Here is a 17,087-nt window from a genome sequence, read left to right as displayed (position 1 = left end):
CATGTGATCACGTAACGAACGCGGCCCCGGTACAAGCTCCGCACCCTCGCACCGCCCATGGCGTCCGCCCCTCCGCCCCTCCGGGTCATCCTGGCCGCCGCCTTCGGCGGCATCGCGTTGCTCGCCGCGCTCGGCACCAGCCTGCTGGCCGGCGCGGAGGCGTCGCGGCGCGTCGCCGCTTCCCAGGTCGATTCCCTGCACGGCACGGCCGGGCGCTTCGCGGAGCGGCTGGACCGCGACCTGGCGGCGCGCTGGCGCGACCTGCAGGTAGCCGCCGGCCTGCCGCTGATGCGCGACCCGGCGACCCCCGCCGACCTCCGCCGCGTCATCCTGCAGCGGCTGCACGACACCTTCGCCGACTACGCCCTGATCGCCTTCGTCGCGCCGGGCGGCCGGGTGGTGGCCGACAGCCGCCGCCTGCTGGAAGGGGAGGACGCGTCCGGCCGGCCCTTCGTCCGCGACGCCATGCAGGGCCCGGTGATCGAGGACGTGCACGACGCGCAGATGCTGGCCGGCCGGCTCGGCAGCGGCGGACGGCTGCGGCTGCTCGACCTCGCCGCGCCGGTGCGGGCGGCGGATGGGGCGCTGGTCGGCGTCGTCGCGGCGCATCTCGACTGGCGCTGGGCGGCCGGGGTGGTCGGCACGCCGCGGCCGGGCGAGCCGGAGATCCTGATCCTCTCCCGCAGCCGGGAAGTGCTGCTGGGCCCGCCCGCGCTGCTCGGCACCACCCTGCCGGAGGCGGCGCTGGCGGGCGGCCCCACCGCCTTCCCCGACGGGGAAGGGTTCCTCGCCGCCGCCGCGGCCACCCGCGGCTGGGCGGCGCATCCCGGCCTGGGCTGGCAGGTGCTGGCGCGGCGCCCGGCGGCGGAGGCGCTGGCGCCGGCCCAGGCGCTGCGGCGGGACATCCTGCTCTTCGGCCTCGGCGCCTCCGCCCTGGCGGCGCTGCTGGGCTGGCTGGCCGCCGCCTGGCTGGCGCGGCCGCTGCAGTGCCTGGCGGCGGCGGCGGAACGGCAGCAGCGCGCGGGCGGCCGCGACCCGCTGCCCCCCGGCAGCGGCTACGCCGAGGCGGCGACGCTGGCCGCCGCCTTCGATGGGCTGCTGGGCGATTGCCGGCGGTCCGAGGCGGCCTTGAAGGAGAGCGAGCACCGGCTGCGCCTGGCGCAGCGGGCCGGGCAGATCGGCGCCTATGACTGGGACATCGCCAGCGACAGCACCCGGGTCACCCGCGAATACGCCGTGCTGCACGGCCAGCCGCCGTCGCCCGGCGACGCGGTCTGGACCACCGCCTGGCAGGGAAGGCTGGAGCAGGTGCATCCGGAGGACCGGACGGTGCTGGCGGAGCGCCTGGCGCGCGCCCTGGCGACGCCCGGCCCCTATGCCTTCGAATACCGCATCCGGCTGCCGGATGGCCGCACCCGCTGGGTCGCCGACCGCGGCGAGGCGCTGGCCGGGCCCGACGGCCGCGTGGCGCGCGCCATCGGCGCCATCCGCGACATCACCGGCCGCCGCGCCGCCGAGGCGGCGCTGCGGGAGGGCGAGGCGAGGCTGCGCCTGGCGCAGGAGGCCGGCGGGATCGGCGCCTGGGATGTCGACCTGCTGACCGGGCGGCAGGTCTGGTCCGACCGGCAATATGCGCTGTTCGGCCTGGACCCGGCCCTGCCGGCGCCGGACATGGCCGCCTGGTTCGACCTGGTGCATGCCGCCGACCGGGATGCCCTGCGGGCCGAATGCGATGCCGCCCTGGCCCGCGACGATGGCGGCTTCGGCGCCGAGTTCCGCATCCGCCGCGCCCCGGACGGCGCCGAGCGCTGGCTGGCGGCGAGCGGCCGGGTGGTCCGCGATGCGGCGGGGCGCCCGGCGCGCATGCTGGGCGTGAACCGCGATGTCACCGAGGCGCGCGAGCGCGAGGCGGCGCTGCGGTCGCGCGAGGCCGAGTTGCGCGCCATGGTCGAGGCCAACCCGATCGGCGTGCTGCGCGGCGACGTGCATGGCCGGATCCTGGAGGCGAACGACGCGCTGCTGCGCATCGCCGGCCATAGCCGCGCCGAGCTGGAGGCCGGCACGCTGCGCTGGGATGCGCTGACCCCGCCGGAATGGCTGCCGGCCGATGCGGCGGGCATCGCCGAGGCGCAGCGGAACGGCGCCTGCACCCCGTATGAGAAGGAATACTTGCGCCCGGACGGATCGCGCATCCCCGTGCTGGTCGGCTTCACCCTGGTGGGCGAGCGGCGCGAGCAGACCATCGCCTTCATCCTGGACCTGACCGACCGCAAGCGGGCCGAGGCGGCGCTGCTGGCCGACAAGGCGGCGCTGGAACGGGCGGTGGCCGAGCGGACCGCCGAGCTGGCATCGCAGGAGCGGGCGCTGCGCCGCATCTACGACCGCACGCCGGCCGCCTTCCATTCGGTGGATGCGGAGGGGCGGCTGATCCGCGTCAGCGACGAATGGCTGGCCTTCCTCGGCTACCGGCGGGAGGAGGTGCTGGGCCGCCGCACCGGCGAGTTCATGGACGCGGAGAGCATGCGGCGCTGGGAGGCGGCGCTGGCGGAGCTGCGCGCGACCGGCGAGGAGGTGCGGGAGGTGGAGTACCGCATGCGCCGGGCCGATGGCGTGCTGCTGGACGTGCTGCTGCGGGCGCGCGCCGAGCACGATGCCGCCGGCGGCTTCCTGCACAGCTATTCCATCCTGTTCGACCTGACCGAGCGGAACCGCGCCGAGGCCCGGCTGCGGGAGGCGCAGAAGCTGGAGGCGCTGGGCCGCATCGCCGGCGGCGTGGCGCATGACTTCAACAACCTGCTGCAGGTGCTGACCGCCGCGCTGCACATGATCGGCGGCGGCAAGGCCGATGCCGCGCGGGTGGAGCGCTATGCCGCCATCGCCCTGCAGGCGGCCGAGCGCGGCGCCGGGCTGACCCGCCGGATGCTGGCCTTCGCCCGGCAGGACCAGCTGCAGACCGGGCCGGTGGCCCTGCCGGACCTGCTGCAGGGGCTGGCGACCCTGCTGCACGGGCCGCTCGGCCCGGATATCCGGCTGGAGATCGCCGCGCCCGCCGGCCTGCCGCCGGTGCGGTCCGACCGCATGCAGCTCGAGCTCGTGCTGTTCAACCTGGCGCTGAACGCCCGCGACGCCATGCCGCAGGGCGGCCTGCTGCGGGTGGAGGCGGCGGTGGAGCGGGTGGGCGGGCCGGAGGCCCGGGGGGGAGCCATGCCGCATCCCCAGGGCCTGGTTCCGGCCGACTACCTGCGGATCCGCGTCGCCGATACGGGGCAGGGGATGGACGCCGCCACGCTGGCGCGGGCGACCGAGCCCTTCTTCACCACCAAGGAGGTCGGGCAGGGCACCGGCCTCGGCCTGGCCATGGCGCATGGCTTCGCGGCGCAGTCCGGCGGGGCGCTGCTGATCGAGAGCCGGCCCGGCCAGGGCACCGTGGTGACGCTGTGGCTGCCGCGGGCGGCGGCCGAGATGCCGACCGAGGCCGCGGCCGGCGGCTGATGCCGGCGGCGGGGGCGGCCCAGTCATGCCTGGCGCCTGGACGGGCGCCGCGACCCATGCCGCGTCGCCAAGGTTCGCGGCGCAGACCGCCCGGCGATGGCGGGGCCGTCGATCGGCCGGGATCAACGGCCGCCGGAGTCATGCGGACCGCCGGGGCGGGCCGCCGCGTCCCCTTGCCGGCGACGGCGCGGACCTGCCCGCGGACCCGCCTGGCAGGCAAATCGCCCGCGGCCGGGCCGCGCCCCGGCCTCATGCCGATCGCGAAAGCCTATCCCCGCTTCCGGCCGGCACCGGCCTAGGCAGCGCGGGGTGGCGGCCGGGGTCGCGGCCAGGCACGACCGCCGGATGGCCCGCGGCCGCCCCTGCGCCAAAGGCCCTGGTGACCCGGCCATCGGCGGCAGGCCGGCCGGTTGCCGGGCACTTATCCACAGGCGCCGATGAGCCGATGCGGGGTCATGACCAGGGACCACGCCCGAGGGCCATGCCGGGGGGCCGGCTGCCGCGCCGGGCGCCGGCCGCAGGTCGACCGGTCCGATCCGCGTCGCTTCGCCGGGGCGGGCGCGCAGCCCGGAGGGCTAGCCCGGGACGATGCCGGCGGGCCGATGCCCGCGGGCAGGCATCTTCCGTTCCCGCCGGGCATGCCGGGCGCCCGGACGGGCGGCGGGGCTTACGCCGCGTCGCTGAGGCATGCGGCGCGGGCCGCCCGGCGATGCAGGGGCCGTCGGCCGGTCACGGTCAACGGCCGCCCGTGATGCCAACCCGGCAGTAGGCCGGGATCAGACGCAGAGCCGGCCGAGCGCCGCGGTCAGGTCATCCGGGTCATAGGGCTTGGCCAGGACCGGCACATGCGCATGGCTGGCCGGCAACCCCTCCGCGCCATAGCCGGTGGCCACCACGAAGGGCACGCCGCGCAGCGCCAGCGCATCGGCGACGGGCGTGGAGGTCTCGCCGGCCAGGTTCAGGTCCAGCACCGCGACATCCGGCGTCTCCTTCGTGAGAAGGCTCAACGCCTCGGTCACCGTCGCTGCCGGCCCGACCACGGCCGCGCCGGCATCCAGCAGCGCGTCCTCTACCAGCATGGCAACCAGCGCCTCGTCCTCGACGACCAGGACGCGGCGCCCCGTGAGCCTTGTCATCCCCTCACTCCCACTTCCCTGCCGTACCGCGAGGCCCCCGGCATCCGGCGCCGCCACCCATGGACCGCGGCGCCCCGGCCCGGGCCGCGTCGCGGCGGCCGCGATCGCATCCCCAGGCAGTGTCCCTCGCCGCAAACGCGCTGTCCCGCAACCATTCTTAAGAACCAGAAACAAGTTGCACGCCAGAATGATGATATCGACTCACGCTTGTGCGAGACTTGAGCGACTCGCGGCGCCGTCGGGCAGGCAAGCCTCTCGATGCCCGGACTGCGTGGCGACAGCAAGCCTTGGAAAGAAGGCCGTCCGAAGGCAAGGCGGCCGGCCCGGTGGCGCCGGGCCGGCGCAGCCCGGCATCGGCCCGGGGCGTGGCGAGGCCCCGGCGACGGCCTCGGGGCAGGCGCCGGCCCCGGGCGACGCCGATCCCGGGGCAGGGCCCGGCGCGCCGTCAGGCGGCCGCCCTGGCGTCGGCGATGGCCCGCCAGACCCGCTCGGGCGTCGCGGGCATGTCGATATGGCTGATGCCGAAATCCGACAGCGCATCCACCACCGCATTCATCACCGCGGGCAGGGACCCGGCGCAGCCGGCCTCCCCGCAGCCCTTGGCGCCCAGCGGGTTGGTCTTGCAGGGCGCGGGGTGGCTGACGAAGCCGAATTCCGGCACGTCGCTGGCGCGCGGCAGGGCGTAGTCCTGGTAGGAGCCGGAGAGGAGCTGCCCTTCCTCGGAATAGGCCACGTGCTCCATCAGCGCCTGGCCGATGCCCTGGACGATGCCGCCATGCGCCTGGCCGGCGACCAGCAGCGGGTTCACGATGACGCCGAAGTCGTTCACCGACATGTAGCGGACGATGTCGGTATGGCCGGTATCGGGGTCGATCTCGACCTCGCAGACATGGCAGCCATTCGGGTAGGCCATCGGCGCCTCCCCGAAGACATGCTGCACGTCGAGGCTGGCCGGCATCTCCGGCGGCGGGTTGTTGGCGGTGCGGATGCGCTCGGCGAGTTCCATGATGCCGATCGCGCGGTCGGTGCCGGCGATGGCGAAGCGGCCGAGGCCCGCCGCATCCCGCTCGAACTCGATATCCGCGACCGCGGCTTCCAGCATATGCGCCGCGGCGACCTTCCCCTTCTCGATCACCAGCTGCGCCGCCTCCACGATGGCGGCGCCGGAGGCCATGAGCGACTTCGACCCGCCGGTGCCGCCGCCGGCCACCAGCAGGTCGGAATCGCCCTGCACCAGTCGGATCGCCTCGAAGGGCACGCCGAGATGGGTGTGCAGCACCTGGGCGAAGGCGCTCCAGTGGCCCTGGCCATAGTCCAGCGTGCCGGTGATGATGGTGACGGTGCCGTCCGGCTCGAACCGGATCTCGCCCTGTTCCTTCATCGGGGGCGCGGTGCATTCCAGGAAATTGCCGATGCCGCGCCCGCGCAGCCTGCCGCGCGCCTTGCTCTCGGCCTTGCGGGCGGCGAAGCCGTCCCAGTCGGCGGCCTCCAGCGCCTTCTCCAGCACCGCGGAGAAATCGCCGCTGTCATAGACGCTGCCGCTCGGCGCGCTGAAGGGGAAGGCATCGGGCCTGATATGGTTCAGCTTGCGGAGCGCGATCGGGTCCTTGCCCATCTCCTTCGCCGCCTGCTCCAGCAGCCGTTCGAAGAAGTAGTTGCCCTCCGGCCTTCCGGCGCCGCGATAGGCGGAGACGGGCGTGGTGTTGGTCACCAGGCATTTCGTCTTCACCTCGATCAGCGGCGTGGCGTAGTTGGACTGCACGTTCTTGACGAAATTGCCGGTGCCCATCAGCGGCGCCACCGTCGCCAGGTAGCCGCCCATGTTCGCATAGGCGGTCAGCCGCACCGCCAGCGCCCGCCCCTCGGCATCCAGGGCCAGTTCCGCATCCACCTCATGGTCGCGGCCATGGCTGTCCGAGAGGAAGGACCCGGTACGCTCGTCGGTCCACTTGACCGGCTTGCCCAGCAGCTTCGCGGCATGCAGCAGGCAGAGATATTCCGGGTAGGCGCTGGCCTTCATCCCGAAGCTGCCGCCGACATTGCCGGTCAGGATGCGGACCTTGTCGGCCGGCACCTTCAGGATGTCGTTCGCCATCTGCCCCTTCAGGCCGAAGACGCCCTGGCTGCCGACATGCAGGGTGTAGCGGCCGGTCGCGGCGTCGTATTCGCCGAGCGCGCTGCGCGGCTCCATCGCGCAGACCACCACGCGGTTGTTGCGGATGGACAGCTTCGTGACATGCGCGGCCTTGCCGAAGGCCTCCGCCACTTTGGCGCCGTCGCCGAAGGCGAAGTCCAGCACGCAATTGCCCGGCAGGTGGTCATAGAGCTGCGGCGCGCCCGGCGCGGCGGCGGCCGAGGCGTCGGTGACCGCCGGCAGCACGTCGATATCGACGAACACCGCCTCGGCGCCGTCCTTCGCGGCCGACCTGCTCTCGGCGACGACGAAGGCCACGGGGTCGCCGACGAATCGCACCTTGTCGGTCGCCAGGGCCGGGCGTTCGATGTTGCGGATCGGGCTGCCATCGGCGTTCTTCAGCGGCAGGACGCAGCGCATGAAGCCGTAGCCATGGCCTTCCAGGTCCTTCCCGGTGAAGACCGCGACGACGCCGGGCACCGCCTTCGCCGCGTCCGTGTCGATCCCGTTGATGACGCCATGGGCATAGGGGCTGCGCACCATGACGCAGTAGAGCTCCCCGGGCAGGCTGATGTCGTCGGTGTAGCGGCCGCGTCCCTGCAACAGGATCGGGTCTTCCTGCCGCGGCACCGGCTGGCCCACCCCGAATTTCAGGCGTGACAGGTCCGGCATGTTGCTGTCGGGCATGGGTCTCTCTCGCGGCTGGGTGTTGCTGCAGATGTCGAGGCTGCGGCGCGGTTTGTCCAGGGCAGGCCGTGCATCCCGCGTGCCAGGACGGATGGCGGCGGGGCGGGCCGGCGCGGCATGGGCCACCGGCGGGCGGATGCCGGGCGCGCCGGGGCCGGATTGACGCGGCCCGGCCCGTCCCGGAGGCTGCCGCGCAACAAGGGGGGAGGGGAGGCGGGGATGCGCTTCGGGCGACGTGGCGCCGTGCTGGGCGCGGCCGGGCTGCTGGCGGCGCGGCGGGCGCGGGCGGAGGAATGGCCGGCCCGGCCGATCCGGCTGGTGGTGCCCTTCGCGCCCGGCGGTGCCTCCGACCTGCTGGCGCGGCTGCTGGCGGAGCGGCTGGGGCCGCTGCTGGGCCAGGCGCTGGTGGTGGAGAACCGGCCCGGTGCCGGCGCGACGCTGGGCGCCGATGCCGTCGCCAAGGCGAGGCCCGATGGCTATGTCCTGCTCTACGGCACCCCCGGCCCGCAGATCGTCAATCCCAGCCTGATGCGCAGCCTGCCCTATGACCCGGACCGGGATTTCGTGCCCATCGTCAGCATCGTCCGCGCGCCGAACCTTCTGGTGGTGCATCCGTCGCTGCCGGTGCGGAGCGTCGGCGACCTGATCGCGCTGGCCAAGGCGCGGCCCGGGGAGCTTACCTTCTACAGCTCGGGCGTCGGCGCCTCCTCCCACCTGGCGGGGGAGATGCTGAAGCTGCGGGCCGGCATCGAGGTGACGCATGTGCCCTTCCGCGGCAGCGGCCCGGCCATGCAGGAGCTGATCGCCGGCCGCATCTCCTTCGCCATCGACACGCTGCTGCTCTTCGCCGAGCACCGGGCGAGCGGCGCGCTGCGGGCGGTGGCGGTGGCGAGTGCGGAGAAGTCCAGCCTGATGCCGGACCTGCCGACCATCGCCGAGACGCTGCCCGGCTTCGATTCCGCCGCCTTCACCTACCTGGCCGGTCCCGCCGGCCTGCCGGCCGGGGTGGTGGCACGGCTGAACCGGGAGACCAACCGGCTGCTGGCCGAGGAGGCTTTCCGCAGGCGCCTGGCGGAGCTGGGGCTGGAGCCGATCGGCGGCACGCCGGAGCAGACGGCGGCGACGATCCGGGCGGAGGCGGCGCGGGCGCGGGAGGTGATCCTGGCCGCCGGCATCCGGGCGGAGTAACCAGCCCGGATGCAGGTCTATTTCCTGGCGCTGGTCGCGCTGTCCATCGCCGGCGTCATCGAGGCGCGCAGCACCACGCCCGGCCTGCGGCCGGAGGCGGCGGCCGCCGACCGCGCCTTCCGCATCATGGGCCGGTCCGCCTTCGCCTTCTGGCTGGTGCTGCTGGCCTGGGGGGTGCTGGAGATGCACTGGACCCAACCTCTGGCCGGGCTGATCCTCTCCCTGGCGGCGAATGCGCTGGTGGTGCAGGCCGGCGCCCGCCCCTGGTGGCCGGGCATCTCCATGGGCCTGGCGCTGCTCGGCCTGTTCCTGACCGCGGTGGTCCTGACGCGCTGAACTCGAGGTTTCCAAAGGCCCTTCGGCCTTTGGTGGGGGGAGCGGGAGGGGGGCAATGCCCCTCTCGCAGCGCCGGTCATTGGAGGGGCGGCAGGTGCAGCGCGACCACGTCGTCGCCCTGTCCCGGCACCTTCGGGAACCGTGTCCGCACCGCCGGATCGTGCCCGGGGATCACCCGCGACTCATCCCCGCCCGCCAGCTTCTTCGCGATGCGCCAGCCCTGCGTCATGGCGCCGAGGTCGAAGATGATGGGGAAGGGATTCCCGGTATCGCTGTTGGCGTAGAAATGCATGGCGTCGCTGGCCAGCACGACCGGCCCGCGCGCCGTCTCCACCCGCACCACCTGCAGCCCGTCGGAATGGCCGCCGACGCGGTGGACGGTGACGCCGGGCGCGACCGTGCCTTCGCCGTCATGGAACTGCACCTTGTCGGCGAACAGGGCGCGGACCATGGAGACGACATGGTCCGCCTCGAAGGGCAGGCGGATGCAGGCGGTGCACATGTGCCGGCCGGTGGCGAAGGCCATCTCCCGGTCCTGGATGTGGATCCGGGCGCCGGTGAAGATGTCGATGCTGCCGGCATGGTCGTAGTGCAGGTGGGTGACGACCACGTCCCGCACCTTGGCCGGGTCGGCGCCCATGGCGCGCAGGCTGTCGCTGACGCTGCGGCTGATGCTGCGGCCGCGCTTCTCGGCGCAGGCATGGTCGAAGCCGGTATCGACCACGATGTCGTGGCCGGTGGCGGGGTCCCGCACCAGCCAGACGAAGTAGTCCAGCGGCATGGCCTCATGCGGGTCCTGCACCGGCAGGAGGAAGTTGGACTGCGCGGGCCGGTCGTGGCGGCCGTAGCGGATGGCGTAGACTTCCCAGGTCATGTCGTCTCCTTCGCCTCGGTCCTGTAGCCCGCCGGCGGGTCCGGCATGGGTTCGGTCATGGGAAAGTGCCGGATGCCCGGCGCCTGGCCGTACCAGGCGAAGGGCCGCGCGCCGATGGCGGCCAGGCGGTCCGCCTGCCAGGGCTCGGCGGGCCCGCGGCGCAGGACCAGCAGGTTGCGGCGGAACCAGGACAGGGTGGACAGCGCCCGCATGGCGCAGCTCAGCCCGTAATCCGGCGACCAGCCATGCGCGGCCCAGAGCGCGAGCCAGTCGGCGACCGGCTTGCAGGAGATGTGCCCGTGGCCGGGCTGCCCCAGATCCGCCGCGGAGAAGACGACCATGCCGGCGGCGTGGCGGGCGATGGTCTCGACCAGCGTCGCATGCGCCGCCGCGTCCAGGTGCTCGGCGACCTCCAGGCAGAGCACCAGGTCGAAGCGCCGGCCCAGATCCTGCGGCAGGGCAAGGTCGGCCACCCGGTATTCGTCATCCCGCAGCACCGATGCCGCGGCGCTCATGCCGTCCAGCCCCAGCACGGTCGTGGCGCCGCAGCGGCGGAACAGGTCGAGATAGGCGCCGACGCCGCAGCCGATATCCAGCACCGATGCGGGCTGCAGCAGTTCCGCGACGAACCGGAACGGCGCGACATCGACGAACAGGTTCTGCCAGTGCCAATCGCCGGTGAAGGCGGTGCCGCCGATGCCCTCCGCCGCCTTGCCGTCCCGGCGCGGCGCGAGGCCGTCCAGCAGCGCCACCGGCGCGGTCAGCGATGCCTCCCAGGACCGGGCGACGAGGGCCAGAGGATCGGCGAAGGCGCCGGTGGAATGGCGGCGCTGGTACTCGACGGGCGGCGGATCGTCGATCAGCTCGGCCGGCGCCTGGCCCGGCGGCACGGCGTAGCCGAGCGAGACGCGGGACAGGTCCGCCGCCGTTTCCATGCGGCCGTCGGCGACGTCATCGAAGGCGTCGCGCCACTGGAAGGCCTGGACATGCTGCCGCGCCCGCGGGTCCCGGGCGAGGTAGGCCGCCCAGCCGGCGATGCCCTTGGCCCGGATCTGCGCCAGGCTGCGGACCGGGAAATGCAGCAGGGGCAGGCCATCCAGGGTGACGGTCGGCACCGGCGTGCCGTCCGACCGGGTCGCCGAATGGCTGCCCTGGTGCACGGTGAGGTCGCCGGCCGGCCGGCCATCGAGCCGCAGCGCCAGCTTGTAGAACTGCGTCGGCTCCGCCTTCCGGCGCCACCGCATGTCGCGCGGCGGATCCGCCGCGGCGCCGTCCTCGGCGCGGACGACATGGGTGCGCCAGGGCAGGAGTCCCGCCCCGCCGGGCGGGATCGCGGCGAGGGCGGCATGCAGCGCGTCCCGGTCCGGAACGGCCAGGAACTCGTCGGCGTCGAGCAGCAGCACGAAATCGGCGAAATAGGCGTCCTGCGCATGGTGCAGCAGCGCCGTCATCCGCGCGGACTGCGTGTAGCCGAAATCCGGCGTGTCGGCGACGGCGACGTTGCCCAGTTCGCGGGCGCAGTCGAGGGCGATGCGCCGGGTGGCATCGACCGACCGGTTGTCGAGCAGCAGCAGGAAGTCGGCGAGCCCGGCGGCATGGCGGATGAAGGGCTCGATGATGTCCTGCTCGTTCTTCACCATGGACAGCGCCAGCACATAGGGCGCGCCCCGTGGCGGGCCGCCCGCCGCCAGCACGGGCGCCCGGATCGGCGATGGCAGGGGTTCGGCACCCCGCGGTGCCGGCCCTGGCGCCACGACCCGGCCAGGCGGGGCCGGCTGCGGCCCGCGCAGCCGGGCGATCCGGCGGCGGAGAGCCACCACCAGTCCGGTCCCGAACATGCCTAGGTCGCGCCGGTCCGCGAGGTGGCGGGCATGCTCACTTGTTCCCCCCGAGGATCTCGCCCGCCATCTTCTCCGACAGCTGCGCCGACGCGGTGTGGTTGTGCCCGGGGCCGAGGCTGGCCAGCGCCGCCGCCCACATCTCCTTGCACAGCGCGGAGAAGGGCGTCGGCGTCGCGGTGTCCCGCCCGACCTCCAGCGCGATGCCGAGATCCTTCACCATCAGCTCCAGCGCGAAGCCGTCGTCGAAGCGGCGGTTCAGGACATACTGCTTGAACTTCCGCTGGCTGGAATTGGACATGCCGGAGGAGGCGTTCAGCACATCGACCATCGTCACGGGGTCGAGCCCGAAGCGCTGGCCGATCAGCAGCACCTCGATTCCCATCAGGAAGGTGCCGGCCGAGGACAGGTTGTTCAGCGCCTTCATCGCCTGGCCGGCGCCGATGCCGCCGCAGCGGTAGAGGCTGCTGCCCATGGCCTTCAGCACGGGCTCGGCGCGGTCCAACTCGGCCGTCTCGCCGCCCAGCATGATGGCGAGGTCGCCGGTCTTCGCGCGCGGCACGCCGCCGGAGACCGGGGCGTCGATCATGCCGATGCCGCGCTCCGCCAGCGTCGCCGCGATCTCCCGCGTCCGCGCCGGCTGGCCGCTGGTCATGTCGATCAGCAGGGCGCCGCGCGGCAGCACCGGGGCGACCAGCGCCGCCACCTCCGCCACCTGCTTGCTGGTCGGCAGGATGGTGATCAGGGCATCGGCGTCGCGCGCCGCCGCGCCGGCATCGGCGGCGGCATCGCCGCCGACCTCGGCGGCGAATTGCGCGGCGCGGCCGGGCACCGCATCCGCCACCGTGACGTCGAACCCGGCCTTCACCAGGTTGGCCGCCATCGGCCAGCCCATGTTGCCTATGCCGGCGAAGCCGATCCGCTTGAGGGCCGCCACCTTACTTCTTGCCCGGCAGGGCACCCTCCGCCACCAGCACCTCATGCGCCGCCTTGAAGGCATCGAGGCCGGCGGGGATGCCGCAATAGGCGGTGGCGTGCAGCAGCACCGCCTTGATCTCCTCCACCGTCAGGCCGTTGTTCAGCGCGCCCTTCACATGCAGCTTGATCTCGGGCGTCTTGCCCAGCGCGGTCAGCATGGCGAGGTTGAGCATGGACCGCGTCTTCCGCTCCAGCGTCGGGTCGCCCCAGGCCCAGCCCCAGGCCCAGGCGGTGGTGGCGCGCTGGAAGGACATCATGAACTCGTCGGCCTTGGCCATGGACCCGTCGACATACTCGGCGCCCAGCACCTCCCGCCGGATCGGCAGGCCCTTGTCGAACAGCGCGCTATCCTCGGACATGGCGTCGTCTCCCCGCATGCGATGGGCCGGGAGGCTCGCGCGGGCCAGGGCGGCGGTCAACCGGGCGGCGTGACGATTCGCGGACGCCAGGCCCTGGCGGCGAACCGATCCGCCCGGCAACTGTTGAGGCGCGAGCACAGCCCGGACCCCGCATGCGCCGCGTCGCCGTCGTGATCAATGCCCGCTCCGGCGGCCTGCTGGGCCGCGGGGATCCCGCCGGGGAGGTGGCCGGCCATCTCCGGGCCGCCGGCCTGGAGGCGGTGATCGTCCCCGGGGACGCGCCGGATCTCGGCGCCCGGCTGGACCGCGCGGTGGCGCTGGGCGCCGATGCGGTCATCGTCGGCGGCGGCGACGGCAGCATCGCCGCCGCGGCGCAGCGCCTCGCGGGCACCGGCATCGCCCTCGGCATCCTGCCGCTCGGCACCATGAACATGCTGGCCAGGGACCTTGGCCTGCCGCTGGCGCTGGCGGATGCCGCCGCGGTGCTGGCCCGCGGCGAGGTCCGCGCGATCGACGTCGCCGAGGTGAATGGCCACGCCTTCCTCTGCATGTCCGTGCTCGGCCTGCCCGCCGCCATCGGCCGCCACCGCGAACGCCAGCGCGGCGCCGGCGGCCTTGGCGGACGGCTGCGCCTGGCGCTGGGTGCGCTGCGGGCGCTGTGGCGCCACCCGCCCCTGCGGCTGGACGTGGCGCTGGATGGCGCGCCGCCCCGCCGCCTGCGGACCCGCGCCCTGGCGGTCGCCAGCAACGCCTATGCCGAGGGCTTCGGCAGCTTCTTCGCGCGGGAGAGGCTGGACCGCGGCGAGCTGGTGCTCTACCGCGCCCGCCGCTTCGGCGCCTGGTGGATCGCCAGGATGCTGGCCGCCATGGCGCTGGGCGCCTGGCGGCGGCAGCCGGGGATCGAGGAGCGGCCGGCCCGGTCCATCACCGTCGCCAGCCGCCGCCGCGCGCTGCGGGTGATGAACGACGGGGAGGCGCTGCTGCTGGCCCCGCCGCTGCGCTACGCCATCCGCCCGCGCGCGCTGCGCGTCATCGTCCCTGCCGCGGCCGCGGGCGTCCGCCTGCCGGACGCCGCCGCTTCCCTTGCCTGAAGGCCTGCATGTACCGCATCGCGCATCTGTCCGACCTGCATTTCGGCGCCGAGATCCCCGAGGTCGTCGCCGGCCTCGCCGCCGAGCTGAACCGCGACCCGCCGGACCTCATCGCCGTCAGCGGCGACCTGACCATGCGCGCCCGGCGGCGGGAGTTCGAGGCGGCGCGCGCCTTCCTGCAGGGGCTCCGGGCGCCGCTGCTGGCGGTGCCGGGCAACCACGACATCGTCGGCTACATGCTGCTGGAACGCTTCGTCGACCCCTATGCCCGCTGGCGATACTACATGGGGCCGGAGACGGAGCCGGTGTACCAGGACAGCCGCGTCGGCGTGGTCGGGCTCAACACCGCGCGCCGCGCCGGGCTCTACCTCGACTGGTCGCGCGGCCGGGTCGGCCATACGCGGCTGGCGCGCTGCGAGGCGCGGCTGGCGGCGCTGCCGCCCGGCCTCACCCGCATCGTCGTCGCGCATCACCCCTTCGTGGCGCCGCGGGCGGCGCCGGAGGCGCGGACGGTGGGCGGCGCCGCCCGGGCGCTGGAGGCCTTCGCGCGGCAGGGCGTGCGGCTGGTGCTGTCAGGCCACCTGCATGTCGGCGACATCGCCGAGCCGGCGCGGGAGGTGGGCGCCTCGGCGCATGGCACCGCCGAGACGACGACGCGGGCAGAGGGGCCGCTGACGGTGGTGCTGTCCTCCACCACCACCTCCCGCCGGCTGCGCGGCGAGCCGAACGCCTTCAACGAGATCCGCATCGCCGATGACGGGAAGGTGGAGGTCTTCGCCCGCGCCTGGGACGGCGCGCGCTGGGCCGCCGTGCCGCCGCAGGCGACCGACGCGACGCCCTCGGTCGCCGTCTTTCCCGGCGCCTCGCTGGCCTGAGCGCGGCGGCCGGGCCAGGATGCGGCGGCAGTGGGAGGCAGCGCCATGTTCTTCGAAGGCTTCACGCTCGAGACCCGGGAGGCGAATGGCCAGCGCATCCGGCTGCGCCGCGGCGGGTCCGGCCCGCCGCTGCTGCTGCTGCACGGCAACCCGCAGACCCATGCGATGTGGCACAAGGTGGCGCCGGTGCTGGCCCGCCGCTTCACCGTCGTCGCGCCCGATATCCGCGGCTACGGCTTCACCGCCAAGCCGCCGGTGACGCCGGACAGCCGGCACTATGCGAAGCGGGAGATGGCGAAGGACCTGGTCGCGCTGATGCGGGGACTGGGGCATGAGCGCTTCCGGCTGGTCGCGCATGACCGCGGCGCGCGGGTGGCGCATCGCCTGACGCTCGACCATCCGCAGGCGGTCGACCGGCTCTGCGTCATGGACATCATCCCGACGCTGGCGCATTTCGAGCGGACGACCATGGAATTCGCCATGGGCTACTACCACTGGTTCTTCCTGGCGCAGCCGCATGACCGGCCGGAGCGGATGATCCTGCGCGACACCGAGGACTGGTTCGACCTGCACACCGCGCGCGAGCCGAAGGACAAGGGCTTCTTCCACCCGGAGGCGCGGGCGGACTACCTGGCGGCGCTGCGGGAGCCGGGGACGGTGGCGGCGATCTGCGAGGATTACCGCGCCGCGACGGCGATCGACCTGGAGCATGACCGCGCCAGCCGCGCCGCCGGCGACAGGGTGGCCTGCCCGCTGCTGGCGCTGTGGGGCGCCAAGGGCGCCATCCCGCGCTGGTACGACGCGCCGGCGATCTGGCGGGAGTACAGCACCGGCGCGCTGACGACCGGCGAGGTGAACAGCGGGCACTACCTGGCGGAGGAAGCGCCCGACGAGGTGCTGCAGCACCTCGACCGCTTCCTGTGACAGCGCCGGAAGGGGCATTGCCCCCCGGACCTACTCCGCCAAAGGCCGAAAGGCCTCTGGAAACCGCGAGCCTGGACCGGCCTGCGCGTTCACTCGAACACGCAAGCCGCTCTAGCCCTTGTTCTCAGGGCGGATTCACGCGTCCGGGCGTTCACGCCCTCCTGCGATCCGCCCTAGGACAGGATGTCGGCGGGCGCCTCGCGGCGGAGCCGGTCGCCCAGCGCCATGCCCAGGCGCGCCGCATCCGCCGGCGCGCCCTCGATCTCCCGCTTCAGCAGGAAGCTGCCATCCGGCCGGGCGATGAGGCCGGTGAGGCGCAGCACGCCGTCGCGCCCGACCACCGCATGCCCGCCGATCGGCGTGCGGCAGGACCCGTCCAGCGCGCCGAGCATCGCCCGCTCCGCCGCCGAGACCGCCCGAGCATCCGGGCATTCGATGGCGGCGAGCAGGTCGCGCAATTCCTCGTCCGACTCGCGGACGGTGATGCCGACGATGCCCTGGCCGGCGGCCGGGACCATCACCCCGGGATCCAGCACGATGCCCGCCTCGATCTCCAGCCCCAGCCGCCGCAGCCCGGCCAGCGCCAGGAAGCTGGCGGCGAAGTCGCCGTTCCGCACGCGCGACAGCCGGGTCTGCACATTGCCGCGGATCACCTCGCAGCGCAGGTCGGGCCGCAGGTGCAGGATCTGGCTCTGCCGCCGGACGGAGGCGGTGCCGACCAGCGCCCCGCGCGGGATGCAGGCCAGCGGGTCCGCCCGGTCCGGCATGCCGCAGACGGGGCCGAGCACGATGGCGTCCCGCGCATCCTCCCGCTTCAGGGTGCAGGCCAGCACGATGCCGGGCGGCAACTCCGTCTCCAGGTCCTTCAGGCTGTGCACGGCGAAGTCGATCGCGCCATCCAGCAGCGCCTCATGGATCTCCTTGGCGAAGAGGCCCTTGCCGCCGATATCGGCCAGCGGCCGGTCCTGAATCCGGTCGCCGGCGGTGCTGATGACATGCTCGGCGAAGGCATCGGCGCCCTTCATCACCGGGCAGAAGCCGCCGATGATCGAGAGGAAATGCCGCGTCTGCCAGAGCGCGAGCGGCGAGCCGCGCGTGCCGACGCGCAGCGGCAGGGCATGGCCCCGGCCATGGCGCGCGGAGGCGGGAGCATCGAGGGTAGCGAGGCGGCTCAT

13 protein-coding genes are annotated in these 17,087 nt (G+C 73.8%); 6 read left to right on the top strand and 7 right to left on the bottom strand.

Translation table 11 applies throughout. The features are described 5' to 3' along the window. Positions 1 to 57: 57 nt before the first annotated feature. Positions 58 to 3,492, top strand: a complete 3,435-nt coding sequence (locus E2C05_RS07160) for a PAS domain S-box protein (protein WP_133218928.1) — start codon at positions 58 to 60, stop codon at positions 3,490 to 3,492. A 776-nt stretch (positions 3,493 to 4,268) separates the two neighbouring features. On the opposite strand, the gene E2C05_RS07155 is transcribed toward E2C05_RS07160, so the two are convergent. Together E2C05_RS07155 and E2C05_RS07150 are read right to left on the bottom strand one after the other, a co-directional pair. Next, complete coding sequence (locus E2C05_RS07155; RefSeq protein WP_133218927.1) at positions 4,269 to 4,628, bottom strand: response regulator; 360 nt, start codon at positions 4,626 to 4,628, stop codon at positions 4,269 to 4,271. A gap of 445 nt (positions 4,629 to 5,073) precedes the next feature. Further along, positions 5,074 to 7,449: a xanthine dehydrogenase family protein molybdopterin-binding subunit gene (locus E2C05_RS07150; RefSeq protein ID WP_133218926.1), complete on the bottom strand. Its 2,376-nt coding sequence runs from the start codon at positions 7,447 to 7,449 to the stop codon at positions 5,074 to 5,076. Positions 7,450 to 7,668: 219 nt separating this feature from the next. Between E2C05_RS07150 and E2C05_RS07145 the strand changes: the two genes are divergently transcribed. Beyond that, positions 7,669 to 8,637, top strand: a complete 969-nt coding sequence (locus tag E2C05_RS07145; protein ID WP_133218925.1) for a Bug family tripartite tricarboxylate transporter substrate binding protein — start codon at positions 7,669 to 7,671, stop codon at positions 8,635 to 8,637. Positions 8,638 to 8,646: 9 nt separating this feature from the next. Beyond that, positions 8,647 to 8,973, top strand: coding sequence for a hypothetical protein (locus E2C05_RS07140; protein ID WP_133218924.1), 327 nt, complete (start codon positions 8,647 to 8,649; stop codon positions 8,971 to 8,973). A 76-nt stretch (positions 8,974 to 9,049) separates the two neighbouring features. Here E2C05_RS07140 and E2C05_RS07135 read toward each other — a convergent pair whose 3' ends face one another. The 4 genes from E2C05_RS07135 to E2C05_RS07120 all read right to left on the bottom strand — a co-directional run bounded on the left by E2C05_RS07135 (position 9,050) and on the right by E2C05_RS07120 (position 13,022). Beyond that, positions 9,050 to 9,847 (bottom strand): N-acyl homoserine lactonase family protein, encoded by a 798-nt coding sequence (locus E2C05_RS07135; protein ID WP_133218923.1) that lies wholly within the window; start codon positions 9,845 to 9,847, stop codon positions 9,050 to 9,052. Then, entirely contained in the window at positions 9,844 to 11,541 is a 1,698-nt protein-coding gene (locus tag E2C05_RS07130; RefSeq protein ID WP_205082754.1) for a methyltransferase domain-containing protein, read from the bottom strand. The genes E2C05_RS07135 and E2C05_RS07130 overlap by 4 nt, the downstream gene beginning before the upstream one ends. Before the next feature lie 181 nt (positions 11,542 to 11,722). Next, positions 11,723 to 12,622, bottom strand: a complete 900-nt coding sequence (locus E2C05_RS07125) for an NAD(P)-dependent oxidoreductase (protein WP_133218921.1) — start codon at positions 12,620 to 12,622, stop codon at positions 11,723 to 11,725. 1 nt (position 12,623) lies between these two features. Continuing rightward, positions 12,624 to 13,022 carry a carboxymuconolactone decarboxylase family protein gene (locus E2C05_RS07120; RefSeq protein ID WP_133218920.1) on the bottom strand — a complete coding sequence of 133 codons (399 nt, stop codon included), beginning with the start codon at positions 13,020 to 13,022 and terminating at the stop codon, positions 12,624 to 12,626. Between the two features lie 152 nt (positions 13,023 to 13,174). Here E2C05_RS07120 and E2C05_RS07115 point away from each other — a divergent pair, with 152 nt between their 5' ends. From E2C05_RS07115 to E2C05_RS07105, 3 genes are read left to right on the top strand one after another with little or no spacing between them, the layout of a single operon-like run. Next, positions 13,175 to 14,113 carry a diacylglycerol/lipid kinase family protein gene (locus tag E2C05_RS07115; protein ID WP_133218919.1) on the top strand — a complete coding sequence of 313 codons (939 nt, stop codon included), beginning with the start codon at positions 13,175 to 13,177 and terminating at the stop codon, positions 14,111 to 14,113. Between the two features lie 8 nt (positions 14,114 to 14,121). Next, on the top strand, positions 14,122 to 14,988 hold the full coding sequence (locus E2C05_RS07110; protein ID WP_133218918.1) for a metallophosphoesterase family protein: 867 nt from the start codon (positions 14,122 to 14,124) through the stop codon (positions 14,986 to 14,988). A 45-nt stretch (positions 14,989 to 15,033) separates the two neighbouring features. Continuing rightward, the gene (locus E2C05_RS07105) at positions 15,034 to 15,912 is read left to right on the top strand and encodes an alpha/beta fold hydrolase (protein ID WP_133218917.1); all 879 of its coding nucleotides are present in this window, start codon (positions 15,034 to 15,036) and stop codon (positions 15,910 to 15,912) included. Positions 15,913 to 16,085: 173 nt separating this feature from the next. On the opposite strand, the gene hemC is transcribed toward E2C05_RS07105, so the two are convergent. Beyond that, positions 16,086 to 17,087 carry a hydroxymethylbilane synthase gene (hemC, locus tag E2C05_RS07100; RefSeq protein WP_133218916.1) on the bottom strand — a complete coding sequence of 334 codons (1,002 nt, stop codon included), beginning with the start codon at positions 17,085 to 17,087 and terminating at the stop codon, positions 16,086 to 16,088.

It is taken from the genome of Paracraurococcus ruber (assembly GCF_004353985.1).
In the GTDB taxonomy this organism is placed as follows: Bacteria; Pseudomonadota; Alphaproteobacteria; order Acetobacterales; family Acetobacteraceae; genus Paracraurococcus; species Paracraurococcus ruber.
Note: the sequence above shows the minus strand (reverse complement) of the source record. Positions and strands in the feature narration are given on the sequence as shown.